The sequence below is a fragment of the Mesorhizobium atlanticum genome (genome assembly GCF_003289965.1).
GTDB classification, from domain to species: domain Bacteria; phylum Pseudomonadota; class Alphaproteobacteria; order Rhizobiales; family Rhizobiaceae; genus Mesorhizobium; species Mesorhizobium atlanticum.
Genome location: NZ_QMBQ01000003.1, coordinates 467,093 through 482,963 on the forward strand (window position 1 = coordinate 467,093; position 15,871 = coordinate 482,963).

18 protein-coding genes are annotated in these 15,871 nt (G+C 64.0%); 7 read left to right on the forward strand and 11 right to left on the reverse strand.

Features of this window, described 5'->3' with window-relative positions:
* Nucleotides 1-2 precede the first annotated feature (2 nt).
* On the forward strand, nt 3-791 hold the full coding sequence (locus tag DPM35_RS11945; RefSeq protein ID WP_112127467.1) for a heme ABC transporter ATP-binding protein: 789 nt from the start codon (nt 3-5) through the stop codon (nt 789-791).
* On the opposite strand, the gene rirA is transcribed toward DPM35_RS11945, so the two are convergent.
* Nucleotides 788-1,249, reverse strand: a complete 462-nt coding sequence (gene rirA, locus DPM35_RS11950; protein WP_040982432.1) for an iron-responsive transcriptional regulator RirA — start codon at nt 1,247-1,249, stop codon at nt 788-790. The two genes, DPM35_RS11945 and rirA, sit on opposite strands and share 4 nt — an antisense overlap.
* A 212-nt stretch (nt 1,250-1,461) precedes the next feature.
* On the opposite strand from rirA, the gene DPM35_RS11955 reads away from it, so the two are divergent.
* From DPM35_RS11955 to DPM35_RS11965, 3 genes are all read left to right on the forward strand, one after another.
* Nucleotides 1,462-2,757: a DUF445 domain-containing protein gene (locus DPM35_RS11955; RefSeq protein WP_112127468.1), complete on the forward strand. Its 1,296-nt coding sequence runs from the start codon at nt 1,462-1,464 to the stop codon at nt 2,755-2,757.
* 144 nt (nt 2,758-2,901) lie between these two features.
* Nucleotides 2,902-3,330, forward strand: a complete 429-nt coding sequence (locus tag DPM35_RS11960; protein WP_112127797.1) for a phasin family protein — start codon at nt 2,902-2,904, stop codon at nt 3,328-3,330.
* A 180-nt stretch (nt 3,331-3,510) separates the two neighbouring features.
* Complete coding sequence (locus DPM35_RS11965) at nt 3,511-4,008, forward strand: MaoC family dehydratase (protein WP_112127469.1); 498 nt, start codon at nt 3,511-3,513, stop codon at nt 4,006-4,008.
* Nucleotides 4,009-4,026: 18 nt separating this feature from the next.
* On the opposite strand, the gene DPM35_RS11970 is transcribed toward DPM35_RS11965, so the two are convergent.
* The 3 genes from DPM35_RS11970 to DPM35_RS11980 form a co-directional block, all read right to left on the reverse strand.
* Nucleotides 4,027-4,863 carry a DMT family transporter gene (locus DPM35_RS11970; protein ID WP_112127470.1) on the reverse strand — a complete coding sequence of 279 codons (837 nt, stop codon included), beginning with the start codon at nt 4,861-4,863 and terminating at the stop codon, nt 4,027-4,029.
* Nucleotides 4,860-5,441: a TetR/AcrR family transcriptional regulator gene (locus tag DPM35_RS11975; protein ID WP_112127471.1), complete on the reverse strand. Its 582-nt coding sequence runs from the start codon at nt 5,439-5,441 to the stop codon at nt 4,860-4,862. The genes DPM35_RS11970 and DPM35_RS11975 overlap by 4 nt, the downstream gene beginning before the upstream one ends.
* Before the next feature lie 148 nt (nt 5,442-5,589).
* Nucleotides 5,590-7,008: an aminotransferase-like domain-containing protein gene (locus DPM35_RS11980; protein WP_112127472.1), complete on the reverse strand. Its 1,419-nt coding sequence runs from the start codon at nt 7,006-7,008 to the stop codon at nt 5,590-5,592.
* Between the two features lie 102 nt (nt 7,009-7,110).
* Between DPM35_RS11980 and DPM35_RS11985 the strand changes: the two genes are divergently transcribed.
* Nucleotides 7,111-7,974, forward strand: a complete 864-nt coding sequence (locus DPM35_RS11985) for a DMT family transporter (protein ID WP_112127798.1) — start codon at nt 7,111-7,113, stop codon at nt 7,972-7,974.
* Between the two features lie 6 nt (nt 7,975-7,980).
* On the opposite strand, the gene DPM35_RS11990 is transcribed toward DPM35_RS11985, so the two are convergent.
* The 5 genes from DPM35_RS11990 to DPM35_RS12010 form a co-directional block, all read right to left on the reverse strand.
* Complete coding sequence (locus DPM35_RS11990; RefSeq protein ID WP_146767938.1) at nt 7,981-8,562, reverse strand: hypothetical protein; 582 nt, start codon at nt 8,560-8,562, stop codon at nt 7,981-7,983.
* A 122-nt stretch (nt 8,563-8,684) separates the two neighbouring features.
* Nucleotides 8,685-9,728 carry a zinc-dependent alcohol dehydrogenase family protein gene (locus tag DPM35_RS11995; protein WP_112127474.1) on the reverse strand — a complete coding sequence of 348 codons (1,044 nt, stop codon included), beginning with the start codon at nt 9,726-9,728 and terminating at the stop codon, nt 8,685-8,687.
* Nucleotides 9,729-9,783: 55 nt separating this feature from the next.
* On the reverse strand, nt 9,784-10,263 hold the full coding sequence (locus tag DPM35_RS12000) for a DUF4262 domain-containing protein (RefSeq protein WP_112127475.1): 480 nt from the start codon (nt 10,261-10,263) through the stop codon (nt 9,784-9,786).
* Nucleotides 10,253-10,903 carry a maleylacetoacetate isomerase gene (maiA, locus tag DPM35_RS12005; RefSeq protein ID WP_112127476.1) on the reverse strand — a complete coding sequence of 217 codons (651 nt, stop codon included), beginning with the start codon at nt 10,901-10,903 and terminating at the stop codon, nt 10,253-10,255. The genes DPM35_RS12000 and maiA overlap by 11 nt, the downstream gene beginning before the upstream one ends.
* Entirely contained in the window at nt 10,900-11,598 is a 699-nt protein-coding gene (locus DPM35_RS12010; protein WP_112127477.1) for a fumarylacetoacetate hydrolase family protein, read from the reverse strand. Before DPM35_RS12010 ends, maiA begins: the two co-directional genes overlap by 4 nt.
* A gap of 225 nt (nt 11,599-11,823) precedes the next feature.
* Between DPM35_RS12010 and DPM35_RS12015 the strand changes: the two genes are divergently transcribed.
* Nucleotides 11,824-12,507, forward strand: a complete 684-nt coding sequence (locus DPM35_RS12015) for a response regulator (RefSeq protein ID WP_112127478.1) — start codon at nt 11,824-11,826, stop codon at nt 12,505-12,507.
* A gap of 9 nt (nt 12,508-12,516) precedes the next feature.
* Here DPM35_RS12015 and DPM35_RS12020 read toward each other — a convergent pair whose 3' ends face one another.
* Complete coding sequence (locus DPM35_RS12020; protein ID WP_112127799.1) at nt 12,517-13,851, reverse strand: ATP-binding response regulator; 1,335 nt, start codon at nt 13,849-13,851, stop codon at nt 12,517-12,519.
* Nucleotides 13,852-13,856: 5 nt separating this feature from the next.
* A complete protein-coding gene (locus DPM35_RS12025; RefSeq protein ID WP_112127479.1) occupies nt 13,857-15,026 on the reverse strand; it encodes an FIST N-terminal domain-containing protein in 1,170 nt (389 codons plus the stop codon).
* Nucleotides 15,027-15,295: 269 nt separating this feature from the next.
* Here DPM35_RS12025 and DPM35_RS12030 point away from each other — a divergent pair, with 269 nt between their 5' ends.
* Nucleotides 15,296-15,796 (forward strand): (2Fe-2S)-binding protein, encoded by a 501-nt coding sequence (locus tag DPM35_RS12030; protein ID WP_112127480.1) that lies wholly within the window; start codon nt 15,296-15,298, stop codon nt 15,794-15,796.
* Nucleotides 15,797-15,871: the final 75 nt, after the last annotated feature.

The window sequence follows — 15,871 nt, forward strand, 5'->3', positions numbered from 1 at the left end:
CGATGATCGAAGCGCGCGACATCTCCGTGGCGATCGGCGGCAGGCGCATCGTGTCGCATGTCGACTTCACGGCGCGGCCCGGCGAGGTCTCGACCATCGTCGGACCGAACGGATCCGGCAAGACGACCCTGCTCAAGGCGTTGACCGGCGAGCTTGCCTATACCGGCACCGTCACACTCAACGGCCGCGACCTCGCTTCGATGAAACCGGTGGAGGCGGCGACGCTGCGCGCGGTGCTGCCGCAATCGACGGCGCTGTCCTTCCCGTTCACCGTGCGCGAGATCGTGCGCCTCGGCCTGATCGGCGGGCGCTCCGGGGTGCTACCCGGCGAGGATGCGCGTTTGCCCGAGCGGGCGCTGGCGCGTGTCGACCTCGACGGCTTTGCCGGCCGTTTCTACCAGGAGCTTTCCGGCGGCGAGCAGCAGCGCGTGCAGCTTGCCCGCGTGCTCTGCCAGGTCTGGGCGCCGGTGCTCGAAGGGCGGCCGCGCTACCTCTTCCTCGACGAGCCGGTCTCCAGCCTCGACGTCAAGCACCAGCTCATCATCATGAACATCGCCCGCGACTTCGCCCGGCGCGGCGGCGGCGTGGTGGCGATCCTGCACGACCTCAATCTGACGGCCATGTATGCCGACCGGATTTTCGTGCTCTCCCGCGGCCAGTTGGCGGCAGCCGGTTCGCCAACGGACGTGCTGAACGACGAGCTGATCGAGAAGGTGTTCGACTGCAGGCTGAAGGTCTGTGCTCTGCCGTCAGGGAACACCCCGTTCGTGTTGCCGCAATCAGCGGCTTAGGCCGCCGGCGCGCGCTGCTCCAGCAGGTCGATGCCGAGCAGGTGGCGCACGTTCGGGCGCGCCGCGATAAGATCGGCAATCGTGTAGCGGGAAAGCACGGCGAAGAAGGCGTTGAGCGCCTCGCGCAGCGCCGAATTCAGGGCGCAGCTGTCGACCAGCGGACATTCGGCGGCGTCGTTCTCGAAGCACTCGGCCATGGCGAAGCTCTCTTCGGTGACGCGCACGACATCGAACAGGCTGATCTGCTCGGCCGGACGCCCGAGCCTGACACCGCCGTTGCGGCCACGCACGGTTTCGACCAGGCCGGCCTCGACCAGCGGCTGCAGGATCTTGAACAGGAAAAGTTCCGACACCGAATAGGCGGCGGCGATCTCGGGGATGCGGCTCAGCCTGTCGGTATTTGCGGCGCAATACATCAGGATGCGCATCGCATAATTGGTCTGGCGCGTGAGCCGCATGGTATCCTCGCGAGAATATTAGCTTAAAGCCGAATATGGCCCATAGTTTGGAACAATTCCAGACTGCACCGCTACATAGCTGAATAATCGTGTCAACTTTTTGTGCGCGTCGGCGCCGATGGCGACCCGATTTGCCCTCCTATGCTTCGAGCGAGCGTTTTGCACGCGCAGGCACTAGATAGAGGCGGGTGCAAACAGGAAACGGCCTTTTCATGTCTCAATCAGCTCCGGCTCTCGCGCCGGTTCGATTCGACGCCGATGCGCAGGCAAAGCTCTCGGCGCTGCGGCGGACCAAATTCATCGCCGCGGCCGCGCTTGCCTTGTGCGTGCTTGTCTTTGCGCTGGCGAAGTCCTTCCAGGCTGCCTATCCGTGGCTCGGCTTCGTCGCCGCTTTCGCCGAGGCGGCGACCATAGGCGGCATCGCCGACTGGTATGCCGTGGTGGCGCTGTTCAGACGCCCGCTCGGACTGCCCATTCCGCACACGGCAATCATTCCGGAGAACCAGCACCGGATCGCCGACAATCTCGGCCGCTTCATCGAGGCCAATTTCCTGGCGCCGGAGCCGGTGCGCGAAAAGCTTGCCGAGGTCGACTTCGCCGCTCTGGTCGCCGACTGGCTGGCCGACGCCGAGCGAGCCGCCGGCCTGTCGCGATTCGTCGCGCGGCTGGTACCGCAGACATTGACGGCGGTGGAGCAATCCGGCCTGCGCGATTTCGTCACCAGCCGCATGCTGGAGCAGATCGAAAAGGTGCCGCTGGCGCCGCTCGCGGCGGATCTTTTGTCGGCGCTGACCGACGATCGCCGCCACCAGAAGCTGTTCGATGAATTCACCAGGGTCGTAGGACGTTTCCTCAACGACGAGCAGGCGCTGGCGACGATGCGCGAAAAGATCCGCGAGGAATTGCCGTCGCTGTTCAACCTGTTTCGCGCCGATGCTTACCTCTTGAAGAAGATCGTCGCTTCGGCGGGCTCGCTGCTGGACGAGGTGCGGGCCGATCCCGATCACCCGATGCGCGCCGAATTCGACCGTTTTGCGCTCGGTTTCATCGAGCGGCTCAGGACCTCGAAGCAATATGCGAGGCGCGCCGAGAAGCTGAAGCGCGATTTTCTCGGCCGCCCGGAGGTTAGGGCGCTGGCCGGCGATGCCTGGGCGAGCCTGCGCCTGTTTATCGAGCAAGACGCGAATGCGGAGAAGTCGATGATCCGCGAGCACCTCGCCAACATGTTTGTCGAGGTGGGCCGGCATCTGGCCGACGACGCGCAGATCAGGGCCGACATGAACCAGGGTTTTGTCGTGGCGCTGGCCTCCTTCGTCGAGAGCCAGAAGAGCGGCGTGTCGACATTCATCGCCGACCAGGTCAAGCGCTGGGACCTGGCGCAGCTGACGCGGCTGATCGAGACGAATATCGGCAAGGACCTGCAATATATCCGCTTCAACGGCATGATCATCGGCGGGCTTGCCGGCCTGGCGCTCTATACGGCGGAGCGGCTGTTTCTTGTCAATTGACGCCGGCCCGGCGTGCACTATTCTGCCTTGGGTCTTAAGCAATTCCGGACGGAAGGCTACGGCAAAGTCGCCAAGCCCAACCCGTAAACACTTTTCCTGGAATTGTTCTTGGGACGCCGCGAACGCGGCAAACGGGAGGCAAGCATGGCAAAACAACCGGAATCCGACTCGTTCCTCGACATGTTCAGCAGGTTCGGCCGCGACCTGAAGCTGCCGAATGTCGATGTCCAGGCGATCCTCGATCATCATCGCAAGAACCTCGAAGCCCTGGAAAAGTCGGCGAGGGCAGGCGCGGCCGGCGCCTCCTCGGTGCTGGCGAGGCAGCATGAGATGGTGCAGAGTGCCATCAACGAGGTCACGCGGATGGCGCAGAGCTACCAGACGCCCGGCAACCCGCAGGACCTGATGAGCAAGCAGGCTGAATTTGCCCGCAAGTCATTCGAGACGACGCTGAAGAACGCCAGCGAAGTGGCTGACCTTGTGCGGAAATCCAGCACTGAATCGGTCGAGATCCTGCGCGACCGGATCAGGGATGCGATGGCGGAAATCCGCGCCGGCTACGAAAAGAAATAGGCTGTCCGGCGGTTTCGGACCCACCATCGGCTGGCATGCGATGCAACCGGTCCAGGCGCGGGCGCGTTCTCCGCTTGCCGTCAAAGCATCAACTCTACCGGCGAAAACAGCGAAGCGGCGAATTGACAGGGGCTGCCGCTTCATGGTCGGGAGACAGGCAAGACTGATGGGAAAGCCGGAATGACCGAACCACGGCGGAGAACGCCGCCGACTTTTGAACAGTTGCGCACAATGTCCGGGCAGGAGCTCGGCGTGTCCGATTGGACGACGGTCGACCAGCGGCGCATCGACCAGTTCGCCGAATGCACGGGCGACCATCAGTGGATCCATGTCGATCCGGAGCGGGCAAAGCGGCAGAGCCCGTTCCGCACCACGATCGCGCATGGCTATCTGACCTTGTCGATCATCGGCGCGCTGGCGCTGGAGATGGGCATCGTGCCGGAAAACACGCAGGCCGCCTTCAACTACGGCTTCGACAAGGTGCGCTTCCTGGCGCCGGTCAAAGCCGGCGCGCGCATCAGGCTGCGCATCACGCTGCTTTCCATGGAAGATCGCGGCCCCGGCCAGTATCTCATGAAGGCGGCCAACACCGTCGAGATCGAAGGCGAGCAGAAGCCGGCGCTGACCGCCGAGACGCTGGTGATGATGTATGAGCGCCGCAAGCGGGCAGGCGCTTAGGGGTCTCTGAGAACGGCATCATCCATGATAGCCAAGGCAGATCGCGCCTAGCGCGACAACGCCGCAGGCCGCAATGCGCTTCGGTGTCAGCGTCTCTCCCAGGAAGAGCCGTCCAATCAGCACCGCGAAAACCACGCTCGTCTCGCGGATGGCCGTGATCGGGCCGGCCGGCCCGAGCGCGAAGGCCGCAACCACGGCGCCGTAGGCAATCAGGGCGAAAATCCCGCCGCCAAGCGCCTTCAGCGCGTCGGGCGAACGAAGGTCGACGGTGAGCTTGCCGCGGCAGATGATGAAGGTGACCGGCAGCAGCATGCCGTAGACCAGCAGCACCCAGGCCGTGTAGGCGCCTGAGCTTCCCGCCGACCGGACACCGACGGCGTCGACTGTCGCATAGGCCGCGATGATCGCGCCGGTCGCCAGGGCATACAGGATTGATGTGGTTGCCGCGCGCCCTTTGCCAAGCGAAAGGCTCATGATGCCGAGCGCGGCGAGAACGACGCCAAGGGTCTGAAGCGTGCTCAGGCGCTCGCCCGCCAGAGCGAAACCGCCGAGTGTCACCAGGAGCGGCACCGAGCCGCGAACGATCGGGTAGACCTGTCCCAATTCGCCGTAACGGTAGGCTGCCACCAGAAAGAGGCTGTAGCCGACCTGGAGGCATGCCGAGAGAACGATATAGGGCCAGGCCGATGGCACCGGCAGCGGATGGAAGAGCGCCAGCGGAACGGCGGCGATCGTCGCCGAAAAGCTCATGACCGTAACGGTCCACAGCCTGTCGCTGCCGGTTCGCAAGAAGGCATTCCAACTGGCATGCAGGATCGCGGCGAACAGTGCCAGGCCAATGACCGTCGCGCTCATTGCGGTCTCCCCCGCGCGGCGAGCATGGCCATTGCCGCCTTGCGGGCGTCGCGAATGGCGGCGGCTGGCTGCCCCATCCGGGCCATCAGCGTCGCGCCTTCGATCAGCATCAGCAGCGCGGCCGAAGTGCTATCGGCCTCGTCGGCGGGCATCATCTCTTCGAGGATCAGCCGCATGCGCCGCTTGAGGTCGTTCTTCTGCCTGGCGGCGGCCTGGAACACCGGGTGCGCCGGATCGCCGAACTCGGCCAGGGCATGCGCGAACAGGCAGCCGTGGAAATCGGCGCTGTGGAACCATCGACCGTACCAGTCGAAGATTGTGCCGATTTTCCGTTCGGGCGTGGCCGCCTGTTCTGCGAGACGGTCGAGTTGACGTTCGAAGCGCCCCGCACGGTAGCCCAGGACCTCGACCATCAAATCGTCCTTGCTGGGAAAGTGCCGGTACATGGTCATCTTGGCCACGTCGGCTTCGGCGATGATGCGGTCGATACCGGTGGCGTGAAAGCCCACGCGCTTGAACAACGCATAGGCGGTTTCAACGATGTGCTGGCGCTTGTCGGTTCTGGTCGGTTCGGCCATGATAGCAGCGATAGTGAGACAGGTCTGTCTATCTATGCCTTGCGTGACGGGAGCTGTCAATTGCCGGTTGGACCGGAGGCGGGAGGCAAGCGCAACCGACATCCAACTTTGAGCCCCGTAAGATCGCTTGGGCTATCGATGGTCGCGCCTACGCGGCTTTGCGGCGGGATGCCGTCATCGCTTTGTCCAGGGTCTTGAAAATGCGCTGATCTTCGCATTGCGCCACGTTGAAGCGCATGAAGCGGCCGGCGGTGTGCGACAGGCTGAAGGCATTGCCGGGCGCCAGCACGACATTGTCCGAAAGCGCATGGCGCGCGACACCGGCGGCGTCGATGCCGTCAGGCAGGCGGCACCAGAGGAACATGCCGGCCGGCTGGTCGATCCAGGGCGTGATGCCCATCGCCTTCAGCCTGCCGGCGGTTTCGGCCATGGCGCGCGACAGGCGGGTGCGCAATTGCTCGACATGCTTGCGGTAGCTGCCGTCCTTCAAAAGGGTCAGCACCAGTTCGGCCGACAGCCGCGCACCGCCGAAGGTCGTGGCGATCTTGAGATCGGCCAGGCCCTCCATCCAGTCGGGTGGCGCCGCGATGAAGCCACAGCGCACCGAGGCCGACAGCGTCTTGGAGAAGGAGCCGATCTGGACGACGCGCTGCAGCCCGTCAAAGGCCGCAAGCCTTGGGGCAGGGCTGTGCTCGAAATCGGCAAAGATATCGTCCTCGACGATGGTGAGGTCCCCCTGGTCGGCGAGCTTCAGCAGCCGATGCGCGGTGACCGGCGACAGGATCGCGCCCGTCGGGTTGTGGATGCCGGAATTGGTGATGTAGAGGCGCGGCCGGTGCTCGGCGAGCGCCGCGGCGAAAAGCTCGATGTCCGGTCCCGAAGGCGTGTAAGGAACGCCAACCACTTTGGCCTGGTGCGCACGCAACAGCGCATGGAAGTTGAAATAGCAGGGATCGTCGACCAGCACGGCATCGCCGGGTTCGAGCAGGAAGCGGCACAAAAGGTCGATCGCCTGGGTGCCGCAGTCGGTCAGCATGATCTGGTCCGGCGAGACCTCGACGCCATGCTCGGCCATGCGCCTTGCCAGCAATTGGCGGAGCGGCGGCAGGCCAAGCGGCGTGCCGTAGTCCGCAAGCACCACGTCGTCCGCGCGCGCCGCGCTGCGCAGCGCCCGGCGCAAGGCCGCCTGGGGCATCCAGGAGGCCGGCAGCCAGCCGCAGCCGGGTTTCAGCATCTCCTCGCCGGCCTCCAGCGATTGCCGCGACACCCAGAGCGGGTCGACGGCACGGTCAAGCCGAGGGCCGATCTCGGCCAGCGACAATGGCGCAAGCGGGCCGGCCGCGTAGAAACCTGAGCCCGGGCGCGAACGGATCGTGCCTTCCGCGGCGAGGCGCTCATAGGCTTCGACCACCGTCGATTTCGAAACCTGCATCGATTTGGCCATGGCTCGTATCGACGGCAGGCGGGCTCCGGGCGTCAGCGTGCGCGCCGCGATACGCTGGCGGATTGCCGCCATGACGGTTTCGACGAGAGTGGCGCCGCCGGCATTCGGGCTCGATCCGTCCATCTGTACTTCTCTGCAGACCATTACAGTTTTGTAGAATTGTACTCCATTGTATCTGGCAACACCATGGCCTGCGCCGGTACGGAAGCGCAAACGGAGCAGATCATGGAAAAGAGTTTCGACGGTTGGCTTAGCGGCTTCATCGGCGTGCTGATCTTCAGCGGATCACTGCCGGCGACGCGGGTGGCGGTGATGGATTTCGACCCGACCTTCCTGACGGCGGCCAGGGCGGCGATCGCCGGTCTGCTCGGGATCGCGATGCTGCTGCTGTTTCGCGAGAAGCGTCCGGAGCGCGGCGATCTGATCTCGCTCGCCGTCGTTGCGCTGGGTGTCGTGGTCGGCTTCCCTCTGCTGACGGCGCTGGCGCTGAAGCATGTCACTTCGGCGCATTCGATCATCTTTGTCGGTCTGCTGCCGCTGGCGACCGCGATCTTCGGCGTGCTGCGCGGCGGCGACCGTCCGCGCCCGGCCTTCTGGCTGTTCTCGTGCCTGGGCAGCGCTTTGGTCGCCGGCTTTGCCCTGGCGCAAGGCGTGACCGCCTCGCCAGCCGGCGACGGCCTGATGCTCGGCGCCATCATCGTCTGCGGGCTGGGCTACGCCGAAGGGGCCAAGCTGTCGCGCAAGCTCGGCGGCTGGCAGGTGATCTGCTGGGCGCTGTCGCTGTCGCTGCCGGTCATGCTGGCGCTGAGCTTCGCGACGCTGCCGCCGTCCTTCGCGGCCATCGGCTCCGGCGCCTGGATCGCCCTCGCCTATGTCTCGCTGTTCAGCATGCTGATCGGCTTCGTGTTCTGGTATCGCGGCCTGGCGCAAGGCGGCATCGCCGCTGTCGGGCAGCTGCAGCTGCTGCAGCCCTTCTTCGGCCTGGCGTTGGCGGCGAGCCTGCTGCACGAAAAGGTCAGCCCGATGATGGTGGTCGTCACGCTCGGCGTGGTGGCCTGCGTGTTCGGGGCGAAGAAGTTCGCGCGGTGAAAGCACTCACTGAGCAGGCTTGCCTATATACTCCAATTCGGAACATTGGGTGGTGTCAGCGACATGCTCGCGATTCTCGTAGCGCTTGACGAATTTGCGGCCCGTCCATTCAAAATCCTGGCGTACGCAGACTGCATCTTCAGAAGGTTCCGCCCAGGCAACTCTTATCAGCCGGCTACCCACATAGTATTCCAAGTCCAGCTGATAGCCCCCTGGGATCCAAAAGAGCTGCCCTGTGCGCAGGTCAATCATGCGCGCGGCAATACAGGCAGTGCCGCAACCGACAAGTACAACGGAGAAATGGCCGGCAAAGTCAGCGCCTCGTTTCAATGCTTTGCGGATATCCGGCTTAACCGCCCGCGCCCAGGAATCGTTGGGGTGAACTTGGATGTTCTTCGCAGCTTTCCTTTGAAAAATTTTCGCCGGAAAATCCTCGAACCGCAAAGTGGATTCCTTTGCCGCCCCGGGTTCTTCGGGAGCTGAGGCGCGCTGATGTGGCGCTGGGACTCCATTAGCGACTCCGCTGTCTTGCGCCCGGGCATTGAGCATGGGCCACAGCAACAAAAGACAGAGCAGAAACAGTCTCATTTCCGGCCTCAGCCACAAATGGATGACATCAATCTATGCGTGTTCGTTTTCCTTTATCTACTTAAGATTGTGTAATGTTTGGCGCCGGTTGTAAAGCGCTCGCTCAGATTTTTTTCCGATGACTATCCGAACTTCGTCACGACCCCGATGCCGATTCCTTCGAAGCCGCCCATCGCCATCAGGGCCGCGGGCGCTTCCTCGAGGCTGATCCTCTTGCCGACCAGCAACTCGGGCTTCAGCTTGCCGGTGCGGATCATCTCCATCATCGCGGAGTAGCGGTAGGCCTGCATGCCGTGGCTGCCGAGGATTTCGAGCTCGAAGGCGATCACCTTGTCCATCGGCACTTGCGGACGGGCATGCTCGCCCAGCATCAGCCCGACCTGAACGTGGCGGCCGCGCCGGCGCAGGTTCGAGATCGAGTTGAAGGATGTGGTCGGGTGTCCGAGCGCGTCCATCGACATATGCGCTCCGCCATTGGTGATCTGCTTGACCGCCTTGACCACGTTCGGCGTTGTCGAGGCGTTGATCGTCGCCACCGCGCCGATCCTTTTGGCGAATTCCAGCTTCTCGTCGGTGAGGTCGATGGCGATGACATTGGCGCCCATCGAACTGGCGATCATGATCGCCGAGAGGCCGACACCGCCGCAGCCATGCACCGCGACCCATTCGCCGGGCTTCACGCGCCCCTGGTCGACGATGGCGCGAAACGAGGTGACGAAGCGGCAGCCGAGGCTGGCGGCGGTCGCGTATTCCATCTCTTCGGGCAGGCGCACGAGATTGGTGTCGGCGTGCTCGATGCCGACATATTCGGCGAAGGAGCCCCAGCCGGTGAAGCCAGGCTGCGTCTGGTGCTCGCAGACCTGGTGATTGCCGGAGGTGCATTCGAAGCAGCGGCCGCAGCCGACGGCGAAGGGCACGGTGACGCGATCGCCGGCCTTCCAGCGGCTGACCTGCTTGCCAGCGGCGACGACGACGCCGGCCAGTTCATGGCCGGGGACGTGCGGCAGCGTGATGCCGTCATCATGGCCCATCCAGCCATGCCAGTCGCTGCGGCAAAGACCGGTCGCCTCGACCTTGATGACGACGCCGTCCGGGGCCGGCTTCGGATCAGGTACGGTCTGGATCGTCGGCGCCTCGCCGAATTTTTCGAAGACAACGGCTTTCATAAGATTGCTTCCATATATCTCAGTTCAATGGCAGGTGGTTGGACGACGATCCGAACTAAGGTGGCAACGGTGGTTGGTCTAGAAGGGGCTGCCGTTGGCGAACCCATTCATCGGCCTCGGCATCCCACGGCCAAATCCCGGACGTTGTCGGGAAAATAAGCTGCACAATCCGGAAATCGGGCCCGTCGTAGAACCATATGTCCCAGCCGAAATGCTCCGGGTAGTGATCGGGATGGACAGCACCGAACTGACAGTCGAAGCCGCCTCCCAGGAAACCCGACGCCCGCTCTCCGACGCTGAACCTCTCGCCGCTGCGCACTCTTCGGCAATACTCGTTGATGATGGTCATCGAAAGCTCCGGCTTGAGCCCGATGACGACCAGTTCGGGGACGCCAAAATTGTGCTCGATCCCGACCGAGTAGGCGAAGGGCGGATGCTCGTCGTCCTCCAGTACATAGAGGATGTGGCAGCCATACTCTTCGATGTCGGCGAGCGCCTTGGCCTCCTCGGCGTCTTTGGCTTCTCTATTCGGCATCGATCTGGTTCTGCGGCGCTGCCTTCTGGAACGCCGGCAGCGCCATGCAGGCGGCGTTGATGCGGGCAATCACCGGATAGGGCGCCATGTCGACGCCGAAGCGGGCGTTGTTGGTCACCTGGGCGGCGAGGCAAATATCGGCGAGGCCCGGTGTGTCGCCGTGGCAGAAGGTGCCGGTCTCGGGCGAGGAGGCGAGAATCTTTTCAAGCGGCTGGAAACCTTCGTTCACCCAATGCCGGAACCAGTTGACGACGTCCTCGTCGCCGGCGCCGAACAAAGCGCGCAGCGAGGTCAGCACGCGCAGATTGTTCACCGGATGGATGTCGCAGGCGATCATCTGCGCCAGCATCCTGACGCGAGCCCGGCCCAACGCGTCCTTCGGCAGCAGCGCCGGCTCGGGCTCAATCTCGTCGAGATATTCGATGATTGCCAGCGACTGCGTCAAAAGCCTGCCGCCGTCCAGCACCAGCGCCGGCACCAGCCCTTGCGGGTTGACCGCGAGATAGGCGGGCTCGAGATGCTCGCCGTGGCGCAGATGATGCGGCACATAGGTATAGTCCAGGCCTTTCATCGCCAGCGCGATCCGCACCCTGTATGAGGTGGAGGAGCGGTAGTAATTGTGGAGGACGAGGTCGCTCATCGCCTCGGCTGCCCGATGGTCACCTCGACGGTGCCGATGCCGTCGACTCCGCCGGTGATCCTGTCTCCGGCCTGGACCGGACCGACGCCGGCCGGCGTGCCGGTGAAGATCAGGTCGCCCGGCCGAAGCTCGACCGCTTCGCTGCAGATCGAGACGATGTCGGCGATCGGCCAGATCAATTCGGCCAAGTCGCCGTCCTGCTTCACCGCGCCGTTGACGGCGAGCCAGATGCGGCCTTTCTCCGGGTGTCCTGATTTCGCAGCCGGAACCAGCGGACCGCAAGGTGCTGACTGGTCGAAGGCCTTCGACCAATCCCACGGACGCGCGGCTTTCTTCGCCTGATCCTGCAGGTCGCGGCGGGTCAGGTCGACGCCGACGCCGTAGCCCCAGACATGAGCGAGCGCATCGGCGCGCGGAAGGCGGAAGCCGGCCTTGCCGATGGCGACGACCAGCTCGATCTCGTGATGCAGGTTCGAGGTCAGCGGCGGGTAGGGGATCTCGGCGCCGCTGTCGACAACCGCATCGGCGGGCTTGGTGAAGAAGAAGGGCGGGTCGCGCTCGTCATTGCCGAGCTCGCGCGCGTGTGCTGCGTAGTTGCGGCCGACGCAGAAGATGCGGCGCACGGCAAATCGTTCCTCCGAGCCGGCAATGGCGACCGAGGCGATTGCTGGCGGCGGAAGGACGAATTCTGGCATGGGCTGTCTCTGTGTTGGCTTTAATCGTGCGCACTTTCGGCCGATTTCGACGGGCGGGCAAGACTGAGGACGCTCACGCGGACATCGGCCGGTCGTTTCAATGGCAATGCCCTGTACCATTGGGGGCCTGTACCATTGGGCGATATACTATTTGCCAATAATCTGGCCATGGTGACCGGACTATCCTGTGCCCGACGAAATCGAAATCATGCCCGAACCTTCGCAATGAGCTCCGTCAGCGACCGCGCCCGCTTCCTGATCATCGACGACCACCCGCTGTTTCGCGAGGCGCTGCACAGCGCCGTGCAGATGGCCTATCCGGATGTCGACACGGTCGAGGCCCGCTCGATCGCGGAGGCGATCGAGCTTCTTGCCGACGCCAAGCCGTTCGATCTCGCGCTGCTCGATTTGAGCATGCCCGACGTGCATGGCTTCGAAGGCCTGCTGCAGCTCAGGACCCGCTATCCGCGTCTGCCGGTGGTGATCGTCTCCGGCTACGAGGAGCCGAAGATCATTTCCGAGGCGCTCTCCTACGGCGCCGCCGGCTTCATCCCGAAGTCGGCGCGCAAGAGCGACCTCGCCGCCGCCATTCGCTCGGTGATGGAAGGCGCCGTCTACGTGCCGGAGAACTACGAGGGCCAGCCGCCGGACCCCGACAGCACCGACCGCGCCGACATGGTGCAGCGCCTGGCGAGGCTCACGCCGCAGCAGCTGAGGGTCCTGCAGATGCTGCGCCAGGGCATGCTGAACAAGCAGATCGCCTACGAGCTGCAGGTGGGCGAGACCACGGTGAAGGCGCATGTCTCGGAGATATTGCGCAAGCTCAACGTGTACAGCAGGACGCAGGCGGTGATCGAGGTGTCGAAGCTCGACAATGCGGAGCTGTTTCGGGATCAGGCGGGGTTTTGAAGGGCAATTCTAAGCCAGCAAATGCGCCAGCAGCGCGCGCAGCTGCGCGGGTTTCAGCGGCTTGCGCATCAGCTCTATGCCGGCGGCACGGGCGGCCTTGGCGACGAGCTCTGACCCATCGGCAGTGACGATCAGCGCCGGTACCGCACGGCCGAGATAGTCGCGCACTTCGGCTATTGTCGCGGTGCCGAGGTCGCCACCGTCGAGATGCTGGTCGGCGATGACGATGTCGGGCACCCAGTCGGTGTCACCCAGAAGATCGAGCGCGTCGTCGGTCGAGGTCGCGGCGCGCACCAGGCACTGCCAGCGTTCGAGCAGCGAGGTCATGGCGGAGAGCACGTCGGCGTCGTTCTCGACCAGCAAGACCTTGGTGCCGAACAGGCCGTAGCCGCGCGGACGGTCCATGTCAGCAACGGCGGCCACCGGTTCGGCCGCCATGCCGATCGGCACGTCGATGTGGAAGATGGTGCCGCGCCCAACCCTCGAGGAAAAGGTGACGGGATGGCCTAGTGCGGCCGCCATGCGGCGCACGATGGCGAGGCCCAGTCCCAGTCCGCCGGCCAACCCGCCGTCGGCAAGCGTCGAGGTGCCGCGATGGAACTCCTCGAACACCGCTTCCCGCTGGTCCTCGGCAATGCCGCAGCCGGTGTCGGCGACGTCGATGCGGATGGTATCGCCGCGATGCCTGGTGCCGACCAGCACGCCGCCGGAGCGGGTGTAGCGCAGCGCGTTGGAGAGGATGTTCTGCAGGATGCGCCTGAGCAGCGTGCGGTCGGAGCGCACCACGACATTGACCGGCCGGAACTTCAGCGACAGGCTTTTCTTTTCCGCCTCGGGCTGGAAATCCGAGCGCAGCGAGGAAAACAGCGTCTCCAGGCTGACATCGCCGATTTCGGGCTGCACGACGCCGGCGTCGAGCTTGGAAATGTCGAGCAGCGTGCGTAAGAGGTCCTCCATCGTCTCCAGCGAGCGCTCGACCTGGCGCACCAGCTTTTTGCCTTCCTCGCTGGTCTGGACCTCGGCCAGCGCCGAGACCGACAGATGCGCGGCGTTGAGCGGCTGCAGCACGTCGTGGCTGGCGGCGGCGAGGAACCTGGTCTTAGAGAGGTTCGCCAGCTCGGCATTTTCCTTCGCCGCGCTGAGATCGATGTTCGATTGCTCGAGCCGGCGCAGCGTCGCGTGCAATTCCTCTGTGCGGTTGCGCACCCGGTTTTCCAGCGAAATCGCGGTCTGGAACAGCGAGAAGGCATTGCCCTGCTGGTCCATCGAGCGCTCGACGCGGCTGACCAGCGCCGCGTTGATCTTCTTCAGCCTTTCGACGTCGTCGATGTCGCGCAGCGGCATCTCGTTCACTCGGCCGCCTGGCGCTCGCCGAAGGCGATGCCGGTAAAGGTCTGGTTGAGATGCATCGAGCGATACTGCTCGCCATAGGTGCCGAAGCCGATGACCTTGTTGGTCCGGTAGAGCTCGGAAATGTCGCGGAAGACCTGGCGGTTGCGCGCATCGAGCCGGCGCAGCACGCAGTCGAAGCCCAGGATCATGTCTATCCCGCCGAGCTTGTGCTCGACATCCTCGAAAGCGGTGCGCGTCGATTCCACCATGTTCTTCGGCTGGGCGATGGAAAGCACGATACCATCGTCGATGGCGCAGAAGAAGGACAGCGAGCCGTCAGGGTGCATGCGCTGGATCGATCGGCAATAATATTCGCCGCCGACCTTCACGACGACGGGGTGCGAGGCAAAGCTCAGCGGCGTCAGCGTCTGCGGCAGGATGCCGACGGAGGCCGCGTATTCCTCCGCCGCGTTGGCGGCGTTGAATTCACGCACGATGCGATGGTCGGGGTCGGACGCCGTCACCACCAGCTTCTCGTCGGTCGGGATGAAATTGTCGGTCTTGAAGACGTGGAAAGGGATTTCGGTCGCCACCAGCACGATGATGGCGCTGTCGGAGGCAACCCGGCCATTGGCCATCAGCCTGGTCGTCTCGAATTTGAGGTCGTCGCCGGCCGAGCCGCCGATCAGCGGGACGTCGTCCAGCCCCCAGTGGATGGCCGAGGTCACCGCCTCCTCGGCATAGGACAACCCGTCGATGAAACAGAGCGCGAAAATCCCCTTGGAGCGGTCGTGGCCGATGCGCCCGCGCAGCAGCCGCCGCAACGCCGCGACCTCGCCGGTGATACTGTCCATGCTGGACGAAGAGAGGTTTTCGACCATGACGGACACGGTCGAAAACGACGCCGAAGGCAAAAGCAGGGCAAGGATATGCCCTTCCTCCAGTCCCTGCGGCGTGATCTCGCCGGCGGTAGAGCAGCCCGCATAGGCGAGCGACGGCGCGTATGCTTTCAGCGCCTGCGCCAGCGCCGCCGCATCGACCAGGCCTTGGGAGAAGAACAGAAGCGCGAAGCCGGCATCGACGATTGCCGCTTCGGCGGCGATGGCCCGCGCAAAGGCATTCGGGTCGGGCTCGTCCGTGGTGAGCGCCGAAAGGCCCGACGCATAGCGTGTGCTCGAACTCGCCAGCTGCCTTCTCCGTAATTCCTCCGACGCGGTTTATGCGTATCTTTTCTTATGCGTGCCAGGCACGCCCCGCGTCGAGGGCATCTTTGCCCTCAATCGCTGATTTGGCAATGGGCCGGTGAGCGTGCCCGACAGCATGCCGGCCATGACCGAAAGTACAAGGAGCGGAGCGCTGGCAGCGCTGTTTTGCCCGTTGTACGCTACCCCGAATAACGCACTGCCGAGGCACGGCATCGGCAAGTGATACCAAGGTTAATACCCAGGGAGGTTGCATGTCGGACGTGTCGTTGACTGTGAATGGGAAACGGGTCAGCGGGAGCGCCGAGGACCGAACGCTGCTGGTGCATTTCCTACGGGAACATCTGGGCCTCACCGGAACGCATGTCGGTTGCGATACGTCGCAATGCGGCGCCTGCGTCGTGCATGTAGACGGCCGGGCGGTGAAATCCTGCACGATGCTGGCCGTTCAGGCCTCAGGCTCGACCATCGTCACCATCGAAGGGCTGGCCGACGGCGCCGAACTGCATCCGGTCCAGGCCGCGTTCAAGGAGCATCACGGCTTGCAATGCGGCTTCTGCACGCCAGGCATGATCATGACCGCGACCGACATGATCGCGCGTCATCCCGAGGGCCTCGATGAGGCGACGGTGCGCGCCGAGCTCGAAGGCAATATCTGCCGCTGCACGGGCTACCACAACATCGTGAAGGCGATCCTCGCCGCATCGCAAGCGATGGCGAAGGGGTCGAAGGGCAAGGCGAAGCAGGCAGCTTAGAGTGAATGGTGAATAGTGAATGGTGAATAGTGCCGCTGGCTGGCACGTTCGACCATTCACCATTTTACAATTCAC